The organism is Ulvibacter sp. MAR_2010_11 (assembly GCF_002813135.1).
Classification (GTDB): domain Bacteria; phylum Bacteroidota; class Bacteroidia; order Flavobacteriales; family Flavobacteriaceae; genus Altibacter.
This window is the reverse complement of record NZ_PHTY01000001.1, coordinates 1123008-1139169: the sequence shown is the minus strand read 5'-3', so window position 1 is coordinate 1139169 and position 16162 is coordinate 1123008. Positions and strand designations below refer to the sequence as shown.

The window sequence follows — 16162 nt, the reverse complement described above, 5'->3', positions numbered from 1 at the left end:
TTAGTCCTGGATAATGATGTCTTTAGGATCGTCCTTTTGATATTCGGGTTGTAAATTCACGTGATTGATACCAAAGTCGTGATGTAATAATTCCTCTATTTTTTCTGAAATGTCATCGAACTGCGACAACGAAATATCTTCATGGAACTCGATATGTGCTTCCAAATGTATTTCTTTTTCATTGAGTTGCCAGGCGTGCATATGATGTATGTTTTTTACTTCCGAAAAGTTAGAGATTGCTTTGCTTATCTTTTCAAGTTTAATATCGTCAGGGGTGAAAAGCATCAATACTTTAAAAGAGCTTTTCAGTAAATCATAGCCCATAAAAATTAAATATACTGCAATTAATACAGTAAGTACGCTGTCTACCCAAAACCATCCGTAGTATTTCATTAACAGACCTCCGACCAACACTGCCACCGAAGCAGACATATCGGTAAAAAGATGCAAATAGGCCGATCGCATATTCATGTTTTCCTTAGAATCTTTCCGAAGCAATAAAACACTGGCGCCATTTGCGACAATCCCTAAAAGTGCCAACCAGATTACAATGCCGCTTTCTATGGTTGTAGGATTTAAAAACCGAAGGATTGCCTCATAAATAAGATAAGCCGCTACAATTAAAAGCGACAATGCGTTGACAAAGGCTGCAATGATTTCGGCGCGTTTATATCCGAAGGTCTTATCGACAGAAGCAGCCTTTTTAGAAAATTTGTCGGCTATATAGCTTACGACCAAAGAAATTACATCGCTAAAATTATGCAGCGCATCACTTAAAAGTGACAAGCTACCTGAAATTAAACCTCCTATAACTTGAGCAACAGTTATAAGAATATTTAGAACGATGGAAATAAGCAGATTCCTCCCCTTTACATCGTTGTGAGTGTGATGGTGAGAGTGATTGTGTGCCATTTTAAGGGGTTATGAACAAGCTATTTTCTCTACCCTTTTCTGATGGCGGCCGCCTTCAAATTCGGTTTTCAAAAATGTTTTAACCATTTCCACAGCTTGTGGCTCGCTTGTAAATCTGGCAGGAATACTCAAAATATTAGCATCGTTGTGCTGTCTTGCCAGTTCTGTTATTTCTTTGGTCCAGCAGAGTGCAGAACGCACTTTCTGGTGTTTATTTGCGGTCATATTAGCACCGTTTCCACTTCCGCAGATTATAATGCCGAAATCGGCTTTGTTGTTTTCAACAGCATCTGCTACGGGATGTACAAAATCCGGGTAATCTACACTTTCGTTGGTATCGGTTCCGTAATTTGTGACTTGATAGCCTTCCTTTTTTAAGTAGGTTACAACAGCATTTTTATAATCGGTTCCGGCGTGATCGTTTCCTATTGCTATTTTCATGATTCAGTATTTTTACAAAGATATTGCAAATGTGTGAGTTTACTATTTATTAATGTTTAGGTAATTATAAAGTTAACAACACTGTTGATATTTGTTGATAGAAATTCTATAAAAAAAGTTGTGTTATCCAATTGATTTTACAATACAATCTTAAATGTATACAAGACGATTTTATTTCTGTTTACTTGTTGCAATCTTATGAGGCGAAAAGTGAATTTTTCGAACATAAAATTCCATAAAACTTATAAAAAGATTAGGGTTAGTTTCACTTGTTGACAACTGTTAATGAAAAGTAATATTTCGTTGTATTTCAGAACAAAAAACTACTTATAACATGTTGATAAGCTATCAAAAAATAGCGATAACTTGAATTCAAAAGAAAATGTTAAAAAGTTATGCTACCTATTAACACCCTATAATAAGCATCATTTAATTTTTAAATTTTAAAAGAAAAAATGATTTATATGAAATAGATGTTGATAACAAGATTAAACGATTCTCATATTGGAAGTTCCATCCAGTTCCTGAATAATTTTTTTAGCTGCCTCAATATCGTTTTGATGTACCTGAAGTCTAATTCCTCCAAACGCATTGGAGTGAAAAGGTAATACACTAAGCATTGTCTCATTTAAAAAAACATGTCGAATTTCCGCCTGTTCTAATAAAAGCCGTAGTACTGCGTATTCGCTCTGATAGGTAAAAATGGCTATGGTTTTAAAATTTTCCATGAGTTGCCTTCTGAAGTCTTACCAAGGTACTAAATCTTTATTAATAAGAGAAGGCTATTGACTTAGAAACCGTACTTTTACATTCATTAAAAAATAAATATGCCTCAGAATAAAAAGAAAAGAAGAAAGCAAAAAATTGAAGGACTTACCGAAAGTATTTTAGGCATTCTAAGAAAAGATCATTCCAATCCTATTAATTACAAACAAATTGCCGCCAAGCTTGGTGTTGACGATGCTAGCAGCAGGAATCAAATTATTAAAAAACTAAAAGATTTACAGGGTAACGGAACGATTCAGGAAGTAGAAAGAGGTAAATATATTATTACTCCTTCACAAAACTATTATACAGGAAGAGTAGATATTGCCGGAAGAGGGCAGGGCTATATTATTGTAGAAGATATGGAAGATGATATCCTGGTAAAAAACAAGAACCTTAATAAAGCTTTACAGGGTGACATCGTTGAAGTTTATGTTTTTAAGCGCAAACGCGGCGGAAAGATCGAAGGAGAGATCACCAAAATTATACAACGTAAACGAACGGAATTTGTAGGGACTATCCAGGTATTGGAAAACTTCGCCTTTGTGGAAGTAACCGATTATAAAATGTACACCGATATTTTTGTGCCGAAGGCAAATATTGGAAATGCTAAAAACGGTGAGAAAGTATTGGTCGCTATGGAAGATTGGCCGGAAAAAGCCGATTCTCCCTACGGAAGAGTGCTGAAAGTGCTGGGAATGCCCGGGGAACACAACACCGAAATTCATTCCATTTTAGCTCAGTACGGATTGCCATACGAATTTCCACCTGAAGTTGAAGCTTTTGCCAATCAGTTGGATACAAAAATTCACCCTGAAGAAATTAAAAAGCGCCGCGATATGCGGAAGGATCTCACTTTTACTATCGATCCTAAAGATGCTAAGGATTTTGATGACGCCTTGTCTTTTACAAAATTGGAAAACGGAAATTACGAAATAGGGATTCATATTGCCGATGTATCACATTATTTACAAACAGGAACTGTCCTGGACGACGAAGCTTACGAACGTGCAACTTCTGTGTATTTGGTAGATAGAGTAGTGCCAATGCTTCCTGAAATTCTTTCAAACGGAGCGTGTTCCTTACGCCCCAATGAAGAAAAATATACCTTTTCTGCAGTTTTTGAAATGAATTCGAAAGCTGAAGTGCTTAAAAAATGGTTTGGGAGAACGGTAACCTATAGCGATGCTCGTTTTGCTTATGAAGAAGCACAACATGTGATTGAAAATCCTAAAGACGCAACGCATCAAATTCCTTCAGAAATTTCTATAACAGGAAAAAGCTATTCAGTAAAAAAAGAAATAGCAGATGCTATTTTGGAAATGGACCGTCTCGCGAAAATTCTTCGGACAAACAGAATGCGACAAGGGGCTATTTCTTTCGATAAGGTAGAAGTGAAATTTATACTGGACGAGAAGAACAATCCTGAAGGCGTCTATTTCAAAGAAAGCAAGGATGCGAATAAACTTATTGAAGAGTTTATGCTTCTGGCAAACAGAAGTGTGGCCGAATTTATAGGAAAGCAAAATCCGAAGAAAACCTTTGTCTACAGAGTACACGACGAACCGGATGATGAAAAAATTGCAGCACTCGAAAACATCATTAAACGTTTCGGTTATAAACTAAACACCAAAGACAAGAACTCTACAGCTGCTTCTTTGAACAAATTGTTGAGTGATGTTCAGGGAAAGAAAGAGCAAAATTTAGTAGACACACTAGCCATTCGCTCCATGAGTAAGGCAGTATATACCACCAATAATATTGGTCACTACGGTTTGGCTTTCGACTATTATACGCACTTTACTTCACCTATTAGACGATATCCCGATGTAATGGTTCACAGACTGTTGCAACGCTATTTGGACGGAAAGGATTCGGCTAAAGCAGAAAAATACGAAGAGAATTGCAGTCATTCCAGTGATATGGAAAACCTTGCCGCCAATGCCGAGCGCGACAGCATCAAGTATATGCAGGTAAAGTACATGCAGGACCATCAGGATCAGGAGTTTCTTGGAGTAATTTCAGGAGTAACCGATTGGGGTGTGTATGTTGAAATAATTTCCAACAAATGTGAAGGAATGGTACGTCTCCAAGATTTAAGAGATGATCATTATATCTTCGACAAGGAGGAATATGCAGCTGTGGGGCAGCGCACAAAGAATGCCTATCAGCTTGGCGACGAAGTATATGTGAAAGTAAAAAACGCCGATTTAGTAAAGAAGCATTTAGATTTTACCATGCTGGGGCATGGAAATGAATACCAACCGAAGCGCAAAGGCTAAAATTATTTGTACTTTTACCTCACTATGTTTGACGGTTTATGGTACGCTGCATTTTATGGGTTTCTGCTGGCATTTGCGGTAGGACCTGTTTTTTTTACACTTATTGAAACCAGTATTACCAAAGGATTAAAGGCGGCCATCTTCTTCGATTTAGGCGCTATTTTTGCAGATATTCTCTTTATTCTATTAGCATTTTTCAGTACCAGTAAAATTTTGGAAAAAGTAAAAGACGACCCCGGACTTCTTATTTTCGGAGGAGCGGTTTTAATCGCCTACGGAATAATTTCCTATATACGAACCGCAAAATCTTTTATTAAAATTGCCCGAGAACACTATGCTGTTAAGGTGAAAAAGAATTTAAGCGGGCTGTTTTTAAAAGGGTTTCTCCTCAATTTTGTCAATTTTGGAGTACTGGCAGGGTGGATTGGCACCATTATCATGGCGAACGCCTTGACAACTTCAGACAATGGTGTTTTTCTTTTTCTGAGTACGGTGTTAATCACCTTCTTTTTAACCGATCTACTTAAAATTTCATTGGCTAAAAAACTGAAGAGCAAGATGACTCCTCGTTTTATTTTTAAAACAAAAAAATGGGTTAGTATTTTAATTATTGGCTTCGGTGTGTTGTTACTGTTACAGGGGGTTTTCCCCAGTGAGGTGCAAGCAGGTCTGGAGCGAATACCGGGTCAGGGAAGTACTATTGAAGATGTGATTCCTCCTCCATACTAAATAAAAAAATCCTCCAATTTTCACTGAAGGATTTTTGAGGCATCAAGCGGATTCGAACCGCTGTAGAAGGTTTTGCAGACCTCTGCCTAGCCACTCGGCCATGATGCCTTAATTACGAGGGCAAATGTAAATAAATTTAAATAAAAACTCGTATAAAATTATTATTCACGAGAGGATTTCATCGTCACACTCACTTCGGCTACATCGCCACCAATAGGCGGATTTACTTTAGCCACGGTTACTTTTGCTTTATTTACCAATGCAATTTGCTCAAAAATAGTGTCGATTATTCGCTGGCCAACATGCTCCAGTAATTTGGAGCGTACTGCCATTTCCTGCTTTACAATTTTTTGAAGATGTACATAATCAACGGTATCACTCAGATGATCGGAGGAAGCAGCTTTAGAAAGATCGGCATGCACGGTAAGATTTACAAGATATTCCGAACCAATTTTTCCTTCCTCTACCAAACAACCGTGGAAGGCGTATATTTTAATATTTTTTAACCGTATTGTACTCATTTCAACTATTTTTGCAAAGATACTTTTAATCCCGCATACAGTGCGGGATCTTAGAAATTTAGTTTTAATTGCTTCAGAATAAAAAGATGTCAGAAGAAAAGGAATCCCTCAATTTTATTGAGCATATTATAGAAGACGATTTAAAAAACGGCATGAATCCGGATGCATTACGCTTTCGTTTTCCTCCCGAACCCAATGGCTATCTTCATATAGGACACACCAAGGCAATAGGCATTAGTTTCGGTCTGGGTGAAAAATACAATGCCCCGGTTAATTTGCGCTTCGATGATACCAATCCCGCAAAAGAAGAGCAGGAATATGTAGATGCCATAAAAGAAGATATTACCTGGCTTGGCTACCAATGGGAGAACGAATTGTATTCTTCAGATTACTTTCAGCAATTATACGACTGGGCTGTTGCACTTATTAAAGAAGGGAAAGCCTATGTAGATTCACAATCCAGTGAAGCAATGGCGCAACAAAAAGGAACACCCACACAACCCGGCATTGATGGACCTTACAGAAACAGAAGTGTTGAAGAAAATTTAGACTTGTTCAAACGCATGAAAGATGGTGAGTTTGAGGAAGGCAGTCATGTGCTTCGTGCCAAGATAGACATGAAGCATCCCAATATGTTGATGCGCGATCCTTTGATGTATCGCATTCTTAAAAAATCTCACCACCGAACCTCCAATGATTGGTGTATTTACCCAATGTACGACTGGACACATGGTGAAAGTGATTATATAGAGCAGGTTTCTCATTCGTTGTGCTCGCTCGAATTTAAGCCCCACAGAGAGCTGTACGATTGGTTTTTGGATCAAGTGATAGACACAAAGAAGTTACGACCTAAGCAACGCGAATTTGCGCGCTTGAACCTTAGCTATACCATTATGAGTAAACGCAAGTTGCTAAAATTGGTGGAAGAAGGTGTTGTAACTGGGTGGGACGATCCGCGTATGCCAACTATTTCGGGTTTACGGCGAAGAGGATACACTCCAAACGCCATTAAAAAGTTTGTTGAAACTGTTGGAGTGGCCAAACGGGACAATGTAATTGATGTAGCGCTATTAGAGTTTTGTATTCGTGAAGATCTAAATCAAATCGCACCTCGTGTGATGACAGTTCTGGATCCTGTAAAATTGGTGATCACTAATTATCCCGAAGGAGAAACCGAATGGCTCGAAGCCGAAAACAATCAGGAGGACGAAAGTGCAGGCAGCAGAAAGGTCCCTTTTTCACGCGAATTGTATATTGAAAGAGAGGATTTTCAGGAAGAAGCAAACAGGAAGTTTTTCAGACTAACATTAGACAAGGAAGTTCGGCTAAAGAACGCTTATATTATTAAAGGAGAAAGTGTTGTAAAGGATGCTGCCGGAAATATCACTGAAATACATTGTACTTACGATCCCGATAGCCGAAGCGGAAGTGGTTCTGAAGCTTCTCTTCGGAAAGTGAAAGGGACGCTACATTGGGTTTCTGTTCCACACGCTATTCCTGTTGAAGTGCGTTTGTACGACAGATTGTTTACCGATCCTGAGCCCGACGCTCATAAAGACAAGGATTTTATGGAGTTCTTAAATCCAACTTCTTTGGATGTGATTACCGCCTATGCCGAACCGAGTCTGAAGGATACAAATCCCGGTGATAGATTTCAATTCCAGCGTCTGGGCTATTTTGTAACAGACCGAGACAGCAGCGCAGATAAAATTGTGTTTAATCGCACGGTTCCGCTTCGTGATTCCTGGGCGAAATTGAATTGACAACCGTAATTGATAAAAGTTTAAAGGGAGCCCGATGCGGCTCCTTTTTTTGTTTTGTACACATGGTTTTATGATATTTTAATACAATTTAACTCGTTTTAAGAGAATATTATGCTTTGGAAATCAACTATTAACCGCTTATTAACAACGATTGATAGCGATTAAACATACATTTGTTAGAGAACATTTTAATAACTAATAAATACAACAATCATGGCATCTAATACAGGACAAACCCTAATCGCATTATTAACAGGAGCAGCTATTGGAGCTGGAATAGGAATTTTATATGCACCCGATAAAGGCTCAAAGACTAGAGAAAAGATTGGGAAAGAAGCTAAAAAGACTCAAAAGAGACTTCAGAAACAAATAAAAGAAACCGGAAGTCAATTGAGCGCCAAGGCACAACAAGCTCGCTTATCTTTTAACGAAAAGCTGGAAGACACCTTGTCTTCAGCTAGCTACAAGGCCGATGATATATTGTTGGCAATGGAAGATAAGTTAGAAGCTCTAAGAAAACAAAACGCAAAATTGCAACGAGACAACACCTTGAATAAGGCTAAAACGATAGCCAAAAAAGCTACAGTCTAAAATGGCTTTCAAGGCGCTTTCCGAAAACCTTGAAAAATCGGGGGTTAAGGCACAAGAATATTTAAAGAACACTACAGAGTATTACAAGCTCCGTATATTTAAAACAGTTACCAAAGGAGCAATTTCTTTGGTTAACTTTTTAATTATAGGAATTGTATTATTACTTGTGCTCTTGTTTTTTTCTATGGGAGCCGCGCTCTGGATTGGGGATGTATTGGAAAGTAAATATGCGGGCTACTTCATTGTGGGAGGTTTTTATATTCTGATTATCATTGGATTTATAATTTTTGCAAAAAAACCACTTCAGAAGATTTTATTACTGAAGTTTTCCGATATGTTTTTCGATAACGACGATGATCCCGAACCGGATGTTTCCACTCGAATTGCGAACAGAGAATTACCTAAAACCGAAGAAGAATGAGAAGATACGATACTTTTGAAGCGGTAAATCACGATTTGAAACTGCTTAAAATTCAATCTCAGATAGACACGGAAGAGTTAAAACTATGCCTTAATGAGACGAAGGAGAGTCTATCTCCCGGAAATCTGGTAACCGGTTTATTAGGAGGGTTCGCCACAAGTGCAGTAATATTTAAATTACTCAATCCTTTAATTGGATTTGGAATTTCCCGACTGATAAAGAAATTCACCAAATAAAACAAAAAGCCCCGCAATTTTGCGGGGCTTTTTTCATTTAATAATTCAGGTCTTCACCCTCTTTGGCTCTTGGCGGTGGAGGGGTTCTTTTTTGTTTTGTAATCCCTTTGGCTATATTTTCCTTTTTCATCTGCTCTCCAATTTGGTTACTTGCAACAAAAGAAGCAATCATATCATTTAACATATTACTACCCGCCTGAGGCGAATTTGGTAAGAGGATAAGATTGGTGTTGGTTGCCTCTCCAATAGACTGAAGTGTATCGTAATGTTGTGTAACAACAATCAAAGCCGAAGCCTCCTGAGAGTTGATACCCACATTGTTTAATACATCTACACTTTCTTCCAATCCTCGTGCAATCTCGCGACGCTGATCGGCAATACCCTGTCCTTGTAATCGCTTGCTTTCGGCTTCGGCACGTGCTTTTGCAACAATCTTAATTCGTTCTGCTTCTGCTTCGTATTCGGCAGCTACTTTTTCACGCTCTGCGGCGTTAATTCGGTTCATGGCGGCCTTTACCTGTACATCGGGATCGATGTCGGTTACCAAGGTTTTAATGATGTCATAGCCGTAGTTGATCATTGCTTCGTTTAATTCAGTTTTCACCGCAATGGCAATATCATCTTTACGCTCAAACACATCATCAAGTTTCATTTTTGGAACTTCGGCTCTTACCACATCAAATACATAAGAAGTGATTTGATCGTGCGGACTCTCCAACTTATAAAAGGCATCGTACACCTTTTCTTTGATCACTTGAAATTGTACCGAAATTTTTAGACGTACAAATACATCGTCTTTGGTTTTGGTCTCTACCAAAACATCCAGCTGTTGTATTTTTAGATTTACACGACCTGCAATCCGTTGTATCACCGGAATTTTAAACTGCAGCCCGGAGTTTCGGATGCTGTTGAATTTACCAAAATTCTCCACCAAAGCAGCGGTTTGCTGTTTGACAGTAAAGAAGGAAGACAACAAGAGAAAAAATAAAATGATACCTACCGGAATCAAAAGAACTATAAAACCACCCATACAAATTGAAATATTAAGTTAATATCTACGTTGAAGATACAAAAATAAAGCTATTTTTACCCGCCTTACTTTTAACAATCCAAGCACTTTATGAGTCTAAGAAACATTCTCTTCGTTACTATTTCTATTGTTTTTATTCAACAAACTTTTTCGCAACGTAATTATGAATCTTACAACCGACTGGGAATCAATGCCGGATTAACACTTTTCGATATTACCACATCACATTTCAACACAAAACAAAGTGAAGGCTTTATGGCCGGGTTTACAACTAGAGGCTCTTTTAGAAACAATTTCGATTTAATTTATGGGATAAATTATTCCGGTTCCGAGGTCGGTATTTTTGCAAGAGATCTGGGAGGTATTTCAGGAGTTTTCGATGAGCAATATGTGCCTTATTCAATTCAAGCAGCACAAATTAACTTCCTGGCCAGTTACAATATCGTCAAGCATCATTTAAGTTTGGAATTTGGACCCATTCTCAATGTAAATGGCAAAATGAAGCTGAAGAATGACAAATACGAAAACTACATTGTAGACGGGTATACTACGCTTCGATCGGGAGATATTCAGGATATATCAAAGATCAACTTTCACGTAATGGGCGGCCTTACCGCCGGATTAGAGAACTTTCGTCTTAGCGCGCAATATCAGTATGGTGTTACCAATATGCTGAAAAACCTGAATGATAAAAACCTGGAGAAAGACGATTTTGACGGTCATAGTTCGACCATCGTTATTGCCGCGGTTATTTACTTTTAGGATAGGGAATCAATAGCCTTTTGAACGCGTTTAACTGTTTCTTCCTTCCCTAATAAGGAAGCGATCTCAAATACATCGGGACCTTTCATTTCACCCACCAATGCCAATCGCAACGGCATCATTACCTTTCCGAAGCCTATATCTTTAGACGTAATCCAACCTTTAATTTTTTCTGAAAGGGTTGCTTCTGAAAAATCTGCCGTCTCATCAAGCAATGTGAGCACGCCCTGTAATAATTCCGCAGTATCGGACTTAAATGCCTTGGCTGAAGCTTTTTCGTCGTAAGAAGTTGGAGTTTCAAAAAAGAAACTTCCCTGCTCCCAAATATCCTGTACAAATGTGGCTCTTTCCTTGAGTAAGGAAACAATTTTTGAAAGATCCAATGTTGTGGCGATATTCTTTTCCTTGAGTAATGTTGAAAATTGAGTCGTTAATACAGTTTCGTCCATTTCCTGAAGGTAATGATGCTGAAACCATTTAGTTTTTTCGGGATCGAATTTGGCTCCTGCCTTGTGCACCCGTTCCAGTTCGAACGCAGTACATAATTCTTCGAGATTGAATATTTCCTGTTCCGTTCCGGGATTCCAACCCAAAAATGCGAGCATATTTACAACTGCTTCAGGAAGATAGTCATCTTCTCTATATCCTGAAAATACATCTCCTTCGCCCGTTTTCCATTCCAGGGGAAATACCGGGAAGCCCATTTTATCACCATCCCGTTTACTGAGCTTGCCCTTTCCTTCAGGTTTCATAATTAATGGTAAATGCGCAAACTGAGGCGCATTCCATCCAAAAGCACGGTATAAAAGAACGTGTAAAGCCAAAGAGGGTAACCATTCTTCTCCCCGAATCACATGGGTTATCTCCATTAAATGGTCATCTACAATGTTTGCCAAATGGTAAGTAGGCATGCCATCACTTTTAAATAAGACCTTGTCGTCCAATACATTGGTATCAATTACCACTTCTCCGCGGATTATATCGAATAACTTTAATTCTTCGTTTTCGGGCGATTTAAATCTTATAACATATTCTTCACCGGCAGCTAATTTTTTTTGAACTTCTTCCGAAGAAAGCGCCAGTGAGTTTTTCAGTTTTAATCGGTTATGCCAGTTGTAGATAAAAGTTTTTCCCTTGGCTTCGTGGTCTTTTCGATGAAAATCCAATTCTTCCGAAGTATCAAAGGCATAGTACGCATTGCCTTCATCAATAAGTCTGTCGGCATATTGTTTGTACAAATTTTTACGTTCACTTTGTCGGTATGGTCCGCAAGCTTTTTCTTTTCCGGGACCTTCATCAAAGGGGATGTTTAGCCAGTTAAGGGCTTCAATGATGTATTCTTCAGCACCTTCAACATATCGATTCTGATCTGTATCTTCAATACGAAGCACAAAGTCGCCTCCGTGTTTTTTGGCAAACAAATAGTTGAATAGCGCGGTTCTAACTCCGCCAATATGTAGAGGCCCGGTTGGGCTGGGCGCAAAACGCACACGAACTTTTTGAGACATATTTATTTCCCGCCTTGGCGGGAATCTTATTAAATGATTGAACTAAACTATTTAAAAGGGCAAAGATACAATCCTAGGGCCGCATTGCAATAGGAATTCGATTATTCATCATTGAAAACCACCCCGGCGACAACAGAATAATGACAAAAATGGGAGTAATAAACACCCGACACCCTCTTAATAACAAACCAATTAAAGCGCCTACGGGAATTGAAAACGCAGCCAGGTATTTTATATCCTTCATTGTAAGCGGTTTTGGAGTAGTTTTTGATACGAAATATTATTGTAATTTAGGAGTTCTGTTTTTAAGTAAGATCGTTACATGAGCACATTTAGTATCATTCAGCAAAAGCTGGAACAATTTATCAAAAAATACTACACCAATGAGTTGATCAAGGGGGTGATTCTCTTTTTTGCCATTGGGCTACTGTATTTTTTGGTCACGTTGCTCGTAGAATATTTTTTATGGTTGAATCCTACCGGACGCGCTTTTTTGTTTTGGACATTTGTTGCGGTGGAAGCGGGGTTATTTATACGGTTTATTGCCATTCCGCTAGCCAGGTTGTTTAAGCTTCAGTCCGGAATCACACACGAAGAAGCTTCAAAGATTATTGGAAATCATTTTCCGCAGGTGAGTGATAAACTACTGAATGTAATTCAGCTAAATCAGAATCAACGAGAAAGCGAATTACTGGCAGCAAGCATCGATCAGAAAGCAGGCGAATTACAACCCATTCAGTTTAAAAGCGCTGTAAACTTTAAAAAGAACGCCAAATACCTTAAATATGCTGCAATTCCGGTGGTAATTTTTGTTTTGTTCAGTGTTTTAGGCGATAAGGACATATTTTCAAGCAGCTATACCCGTGTTGTAAACTACGATACGGCCTATGAACCTCCTGCTCCGTTTTCTTTTCATGTGTTGAATGAGAATCTAAATGCCATCGAGAACAAAAACTTTACTTTAAAGGTGCGCACGGAAGGAGAAGTGGTTCCCGAAAATGCGAGTATTAGTTACAACAACGAAACCTACTATTTACAACAAACTGCTCCGGGACTTTTTGAGTATACCTTTTTACAACCTGTAGATAAAATTGAGTTTCAATTAAAGGGGAATAAGGTTACTTCGAAAGCTTATACCATAGATGTGGTGAAAACACCGTCCCTGGTGACTTTCGAAATGTTGCTTAACTATCCAAACCACACCGGCAAGCGGGATGAAATTTTAAAAAGCACAGGTAATGCGACAATTCCCGAAGGGACACGGGTTTCCTGGAGAGTGAATACCAAAAACACCGAAGCCGTTCATTTAAAAACAAAGGATACTGCCTATGCTTTCGCCTCGAAGGCGCAGCAATTTTCTTTGGATAAAAGCGTGTACTCCAAACTGGATTATGCCATTACTACTTCAAATAAAAATTTGCAGGAATACGAAAACCTTTCGTTTACATTAGGCGTAGTGAAAGACGAATATCCCGAGATCGATGTACAATCAAAACAAGATAGCACAGACAGTCAGCGGGTGTTCTTTTTAGGACGCGTGAGTGATGATTATGGCCTGACAAAACTGCGCTTGGTGTATTATCCTGAAGGGGAGGACGCCCAAAAGCAGACAGAGACCTTACCACTTACCAAAACCAACTTCGACCAGTTTGTATATACCTTTCCGGGGAGGCTTCAGCTAACCGATGGAGTAGCCTACGAGTACTATTTTGAAGTATTTGACAACGATGCGATCCATAAATTTAAATCCAGCAAATCGGGGATGTATTCCTTCAGAAAATTAACTCAGGATGAAAAGGAAAACGAACAGTTAAAGAATCAGGAGAATTCTATCAAAGGCTTAGACAAGTCGTTGGAGAATTTGAAGGATCAGGAGAAAACGCTGGAAGAGCTTTCAAAGACACAAAAGGAAAAGAACGAGCTGAACTGGAATGATAAAAAGAAGCTGGAGAATTTTATACAAAGACAAAAGCAGCAGGAAGAGATGATGAAGAATTTTTCAAAGGAGCTGAAGGAGAATTTGGAAAATTTTCAGCCAGAAAATGAAGAGAATGATACGTTCAAAGAACAACTTAAAGATCGTTTAGAAGAAAATGAAGAGCGATTGAAAGAAAATGAAAAGCTGTTGGATGAACTCGAAAAACTACAGGAAAAGATTAAGAAGGAAGATCTTACCGAAAAGCTAGAGAATCTTGCCAAACAGAATAAGAATCAGGAGAAGAACTTGGAGCAACTGCTTGAGTTAACAAAGAGGTACTATGTTGCCAAAAAAGCTGAAAAACTGGCCGAGGAAATATTTAAACTTGGTGATGAGCAGGAAAAATTGGCAGACGCTCCCGAAGATCAAAATACCAAAGAAAAACAGGAGGAATTAAACGAGAAGTTTGAGGAATACCAAAAGGAACTTGAGGAACTTAAAAAGGAAAATGACGGCTTGAAAGAACCAATGGATATCCCACAGGACAAGTCGGGCGAGAAGGAAGTGGAAGAGGAGCAGCAAAAGGCAACGGACAAGTTGGAGCAGAAAAATACCCCGGGGGCCTCTCAAAACCAGAAAAAGGCAGGAAAAAAGATGAAGCAAATGGGGCAGCAGATGCAGATGCAAATGCAGGCCGGGCAAATGGATAGTATTGAAGAAGATGTCGAAATGCTGCGGCAGATCTTGGATAATTTGGTGGTTTTTTCTTTTGAACAGGAAAATTTAATGGAAGAATTTAAAAAGACCGAATATGGCAATCCTGTTTTTGGAAAGAAGCTCAACATTCAAAACGATTTAAAACAAAATTTTCAGCATATAGACGATAGTTTGTTTGCTTTGTCGCTCCGACAACCTATGATAAGCACGCCTATAAACGAATCACTTACCGAAGTGCAATACAACATAGACAAGTCTCTGGAACGCCTTGCCGAAAATCAGATGCGACAAGGAATTTCCAATCAGCAATACACAGTTACCGGCGCTAACGAACTGGCAATTTTATTGAGTGATTTACTTCAAAACATGCAAAATGCCATGCAATTGTCCGGTGCAGGGTCGGGATCCGGGAAAGGTAAGGGTCAGGGTGAAGGACAAGGGCAAGGAAAGGGTTTTCAGCTTCCCGACATCATAAAAAAGCAAGAAAGTCTGGGAGAGAAAATGAAGAAGGGAATGGAAAAGGGGAAGCAAGGCCAGGGGGAGGGCGAAGGAGAAGGTGAAGGAGACGGCGAGGGCCAGGGTGAAGGAAAAGGACAGGGCGAAGGCAGTGGTGAAGGAAAGGGTGATGGCAAAGACGGAAAAGACGGAAATAACGGCAATAAGGATGATGAAAATGGAGAGGGCGACAATGAGAATATGAATGGTGAGTTGTATGAAATTTACAAACAACAGCAAATGCTCAGACAGCAACTTCAGGACAGATTAAGCAAAGAAGGACTTCAGGGAAAAGGCGGGGATTTGCTTCGAAAAATGGAGGATATTGAACAACAGTTGCTGGACAAAGGATTTAATCAGCGTACACTGCAAAAGATGCTTAATTTAAAGTATGAATTGTTGAAACTGGACAAGGCAGATTTCGAGCAAGGACAGGAAACCAGAAGAGAATCTCGCACCAACCGAATGAATTATGAAAACACCCTTCGGTTGTCCCCCGATGAGGTAAAAAAGTATTTTAATACTACCGAAATTTTGAACAGAGAAGCTTTGCCTTTACGGCAGGAATACAAGGAAAAAGTACAGACTTATTTTAAAAAGAAGGATGATTGATTTTTTTTCTGAAACAGATTTTGATCTGAAAAACACCTCTGAAATTTCCAAATGGATTTCCGGAGTTATTACGGCTGAAGATTTTGAGGAAGGGGATATATCAGTTGTGTTTTGTGATGATGCATTTTTACACAAGCTGAATGTTGAATATCTAAAGCACGATACACTTACCGACATTATTAGTTTCGATTACAGTTTGGGAAAACAGATTCACGGTGAAATATACATCTCTGTTGAAAGAGTTCGCGAGAATGCTTTAACATATTCGGTTTCTTTTGAAGAAGAGTTACATCGCGTAATTATTCACGGAATCCTGCATTATTGCGGGTATAAGGATAAATCTGACAATGATTCTTCTCTAATGAGAACTAAGGAAAACGAAGCGCTCGCTAAGCTTTCTACCGCTTAGTTAATTGATAATCAGATTATTATACTTTTAACTAACTGATTTTAAGGAAT

General features: G+C 38.8%; 16 protein-coding genes and 1 tRNA gene. 9 read left to right on the top strand and 8 right to left on the bottom strand.

Annotation, left to right across the window (positions count from 1 at the left end):
- The 3 genes from ATE92_RS05375 to ATE92_RS05365 form a co-directional block, all read right to left on the bottom strand.
- Complete coding sequence (locus tag ATE92_RS05375) at positions 1-912, bottom strand: cation diffusion facilitator family transporter (protein WP_100802729.1); 912 nt, start codon at positions 910-912, stop codon at positions 1-3.
- A 9-nt stretch (positions 913-921) separates the two neighbouring features.
- Complete coding sequence (gene rpiB, locus ATE92_RS05370; RefSeq protein WP_100802728.1) at positions 922-1353, bottom strand: ribose 5-phosphate isomerase B; 432 nt, start codon at positions 1351-1353, stop codon at positions 922-924.
- A gap of 488 nt (positions 1354-1841) precedes the next feature.
- On the bottom strand, positions 1842-2081 hold the full coding sequence (locus ATE92_RS05365; RefSeq protein WP_100802727.1) for a putative signal transducing protein: 240 nt from the start codon (positions 2079-2081) through the stop codon (positions 1842-1844).
- Positions 2082-2180: 99 nt separating this feature from the next.
- On the opposite strand from ATE92_RS05365, the gene rnr reads away from it, so the two are divergent.
- Entirely contained in the window at positions 2181-4400 is a 2220-nt protein-coding gene (gene rnr / locus ATE92_RS05360) for a ribonuclease R (protein WP_100802726.1), read from the top strand.
- 24 nt (positions 4401-4424) lie between these two features.
- The gene (locus tag ATE92_RS05355) at positions 4425-5129 is read left to right on the top strand and encodes a LysE family translocator (RefSeq protein WP_100802725.1); all 705 of its coding nucleotides are present in this window, start codon (positions 4425-4427) and stop codon (positions 5127-5129) included.
- 37 nt (positions 5130-5166) lie between these two features.
- Here ATE92_RS05355 and ATE92_RS05350 read toward each other — a convergent pair.
- Both ATE92_RS05350 and folB read right to left on the bottom strand, forming a co-directional pair.
- A tRNA-Cys gene (locus tag ATE92_RS05350) sits at positions 5167-5237 on the bottom strand.
- A gap of 53 nt (positions 5238-5290) precedes the next feature.
- A complete protein-coding gene (gene folB / locus ATE92_RS05345) occupies positions 5291-5650 on the bottom strand; it encodes a dihydroneopterin aldolase (protein ID WP_100802724.1) in 360 nt (119 codons plus the stop codon).
- Between the two features lie 86 nt (positions 5651-5736).
- Between folB and ATE92_RS05340 the strand changes: the two genes are divergently transcribed.
- The 4 genes from ATE92_RS05340 (at position 5737) to ATE92_RS05325 (ending at position 8661) form a co-directional block, all read left to right on the top strand.
- Positions 5737-7413: a glutamine--tRNA ligase/YqeY domain fusion protein gene (locus ATE92_RS05340; RefSeq protein ID WP_100802723.1), complete on the top strand. Its 1677-nt coding sequence runs from the start codon at positions 5737-5739 to the stop codon at positions 7411-7413.
- A 213-nt stretch (positions 7414-7626) separates the two neighbouring features.
- Positions 7627-8004 (top strand): YtxH domain-containing protein, encoded by a 378-nt coding sequence (locus tag ATE92_RS05335; protein ID WP_100802722.1) that lies wholly within the window; start codon positions 7627-7629, stop codon positions 8002-8004.
- Position 8005: 1 nt separating this feature from the next.
- The gene (locus ATE92_RS05330; RefSeq protein ID WP_100802721.1) at positions 8006-8425 is read left to right on the top strand and encodes a phage holin family protein; all 420 of its coding nucleotides are present in this window, start codon (positions 8006-8008) and stop codon (positions 8423-8425) included.
- On the top strand, positions 8422-8661 hold the full coding sequence (locus tag ATE92_RS05325; protein WP_100802720.1) for a DUF6327 family protein: 240 nt from the start codon (positions 8422-8424) through the stop codon (positions 8659-8661). Before ATE92_RS05330 ends, ATE92_RS05325 begins: the two co-directional genes overlap by 4 nt.
- 37 nt (positions 8662-8698) lie before the next feature.
- Here ATE92_RS05325 and ATE92_RS05320 read toward each other — a convergent pair whose 3' ends face one another.
- The gene (locus tag ATE92_RS05320) at positions 8699-9691 is read right to left on the bottom strand and encodes an SPFH domain-containing protein (protein WP_100802719.1); all 993 of its coding nucleotides are present in this window, start codon (positions 9689-9691) and stop codon (positions 8699-8701) included.
- A 90-nt stretch (positions 9692-9781) separates the two neighbouring features.
- On the opposite strand from ATE92_RS05320, the gene ATE92_RS05315 reads away from it, so the two are divergent.
- Positions 9782-10453: an outer membrane beta-barrel protein gene (locus ATE92_RS05315; RefSeq protein ID WP_100802718.1), complete on the top strand. Its 672-nt coding sequence runs from the start codon at positions 9782-9784 to the stop codon at positions 10451-10453.
- Here the strand turns inward: ATE92_RS05315 and gltX are convergent.
- Both gltX and ATE92_RS14000 read right to left on the bottom strand, forming a co-directional pair.
- Positions 10450-11961, bottom strand: coding sequence for a glutamate--tRNA ligase (gene gltX / locus ATE92_RS05310; protein WP_100802717.1), 1512 nt, complete (start codon positions 11959-11961; stop codon positions 10450-10452). The genes ATE92_RS05315 and gltX overlap by 4 nt on opposite strands.
- A 73-nt stretch (positions 11962-12034) precedes the next feature.
- Complete coding sequence (locus tag ATE92_RS14000; RefSeq protein WP_157809569.1) at positions 12035-12205, bottom strand: hypothetical protein; 171 nt, start codon at positions 12203-12205, stop codon at positions 12035-12037.
- A 78-nt stretch (positions 12206-12283) separates the two neighbouring features.
- On the opposite strand from ATE92_RS14000, the gene ATE92_RS13995 reads away from it, so the two are divergent.
- Together ATE92_RS13995 and ybeY are read left to right on the top strand one after the other, a co-directional pair.
- The gene (locus tag ATE92_RS13995; protein ID WP_157809568.1) at positions 12284-15703 is read left to right on the top strand and encodes a DUF4175 family protein; all 3420 of its coding nucleotides are present in this window, start codon (positions 12284-12286) and stop codon (positions 15701-15703) included.
- Positions 15696-16112 (top strand): rRNA maturation RNase YbeY, encoded by a 417-nt coding sequence (ybeY, locus tag ATE92_RS05295; RefSeq protein WP_100802715.1) that lies wholly within the window; start codon positions 15696-15698, stop codon positions 16110-16112. Before ATE92_RS13995 ends, ybeY begins: the two co-directional genes overlap by 8 nt.
- Positions 16113-16162 lie beyond the last annotated feature (50 nt).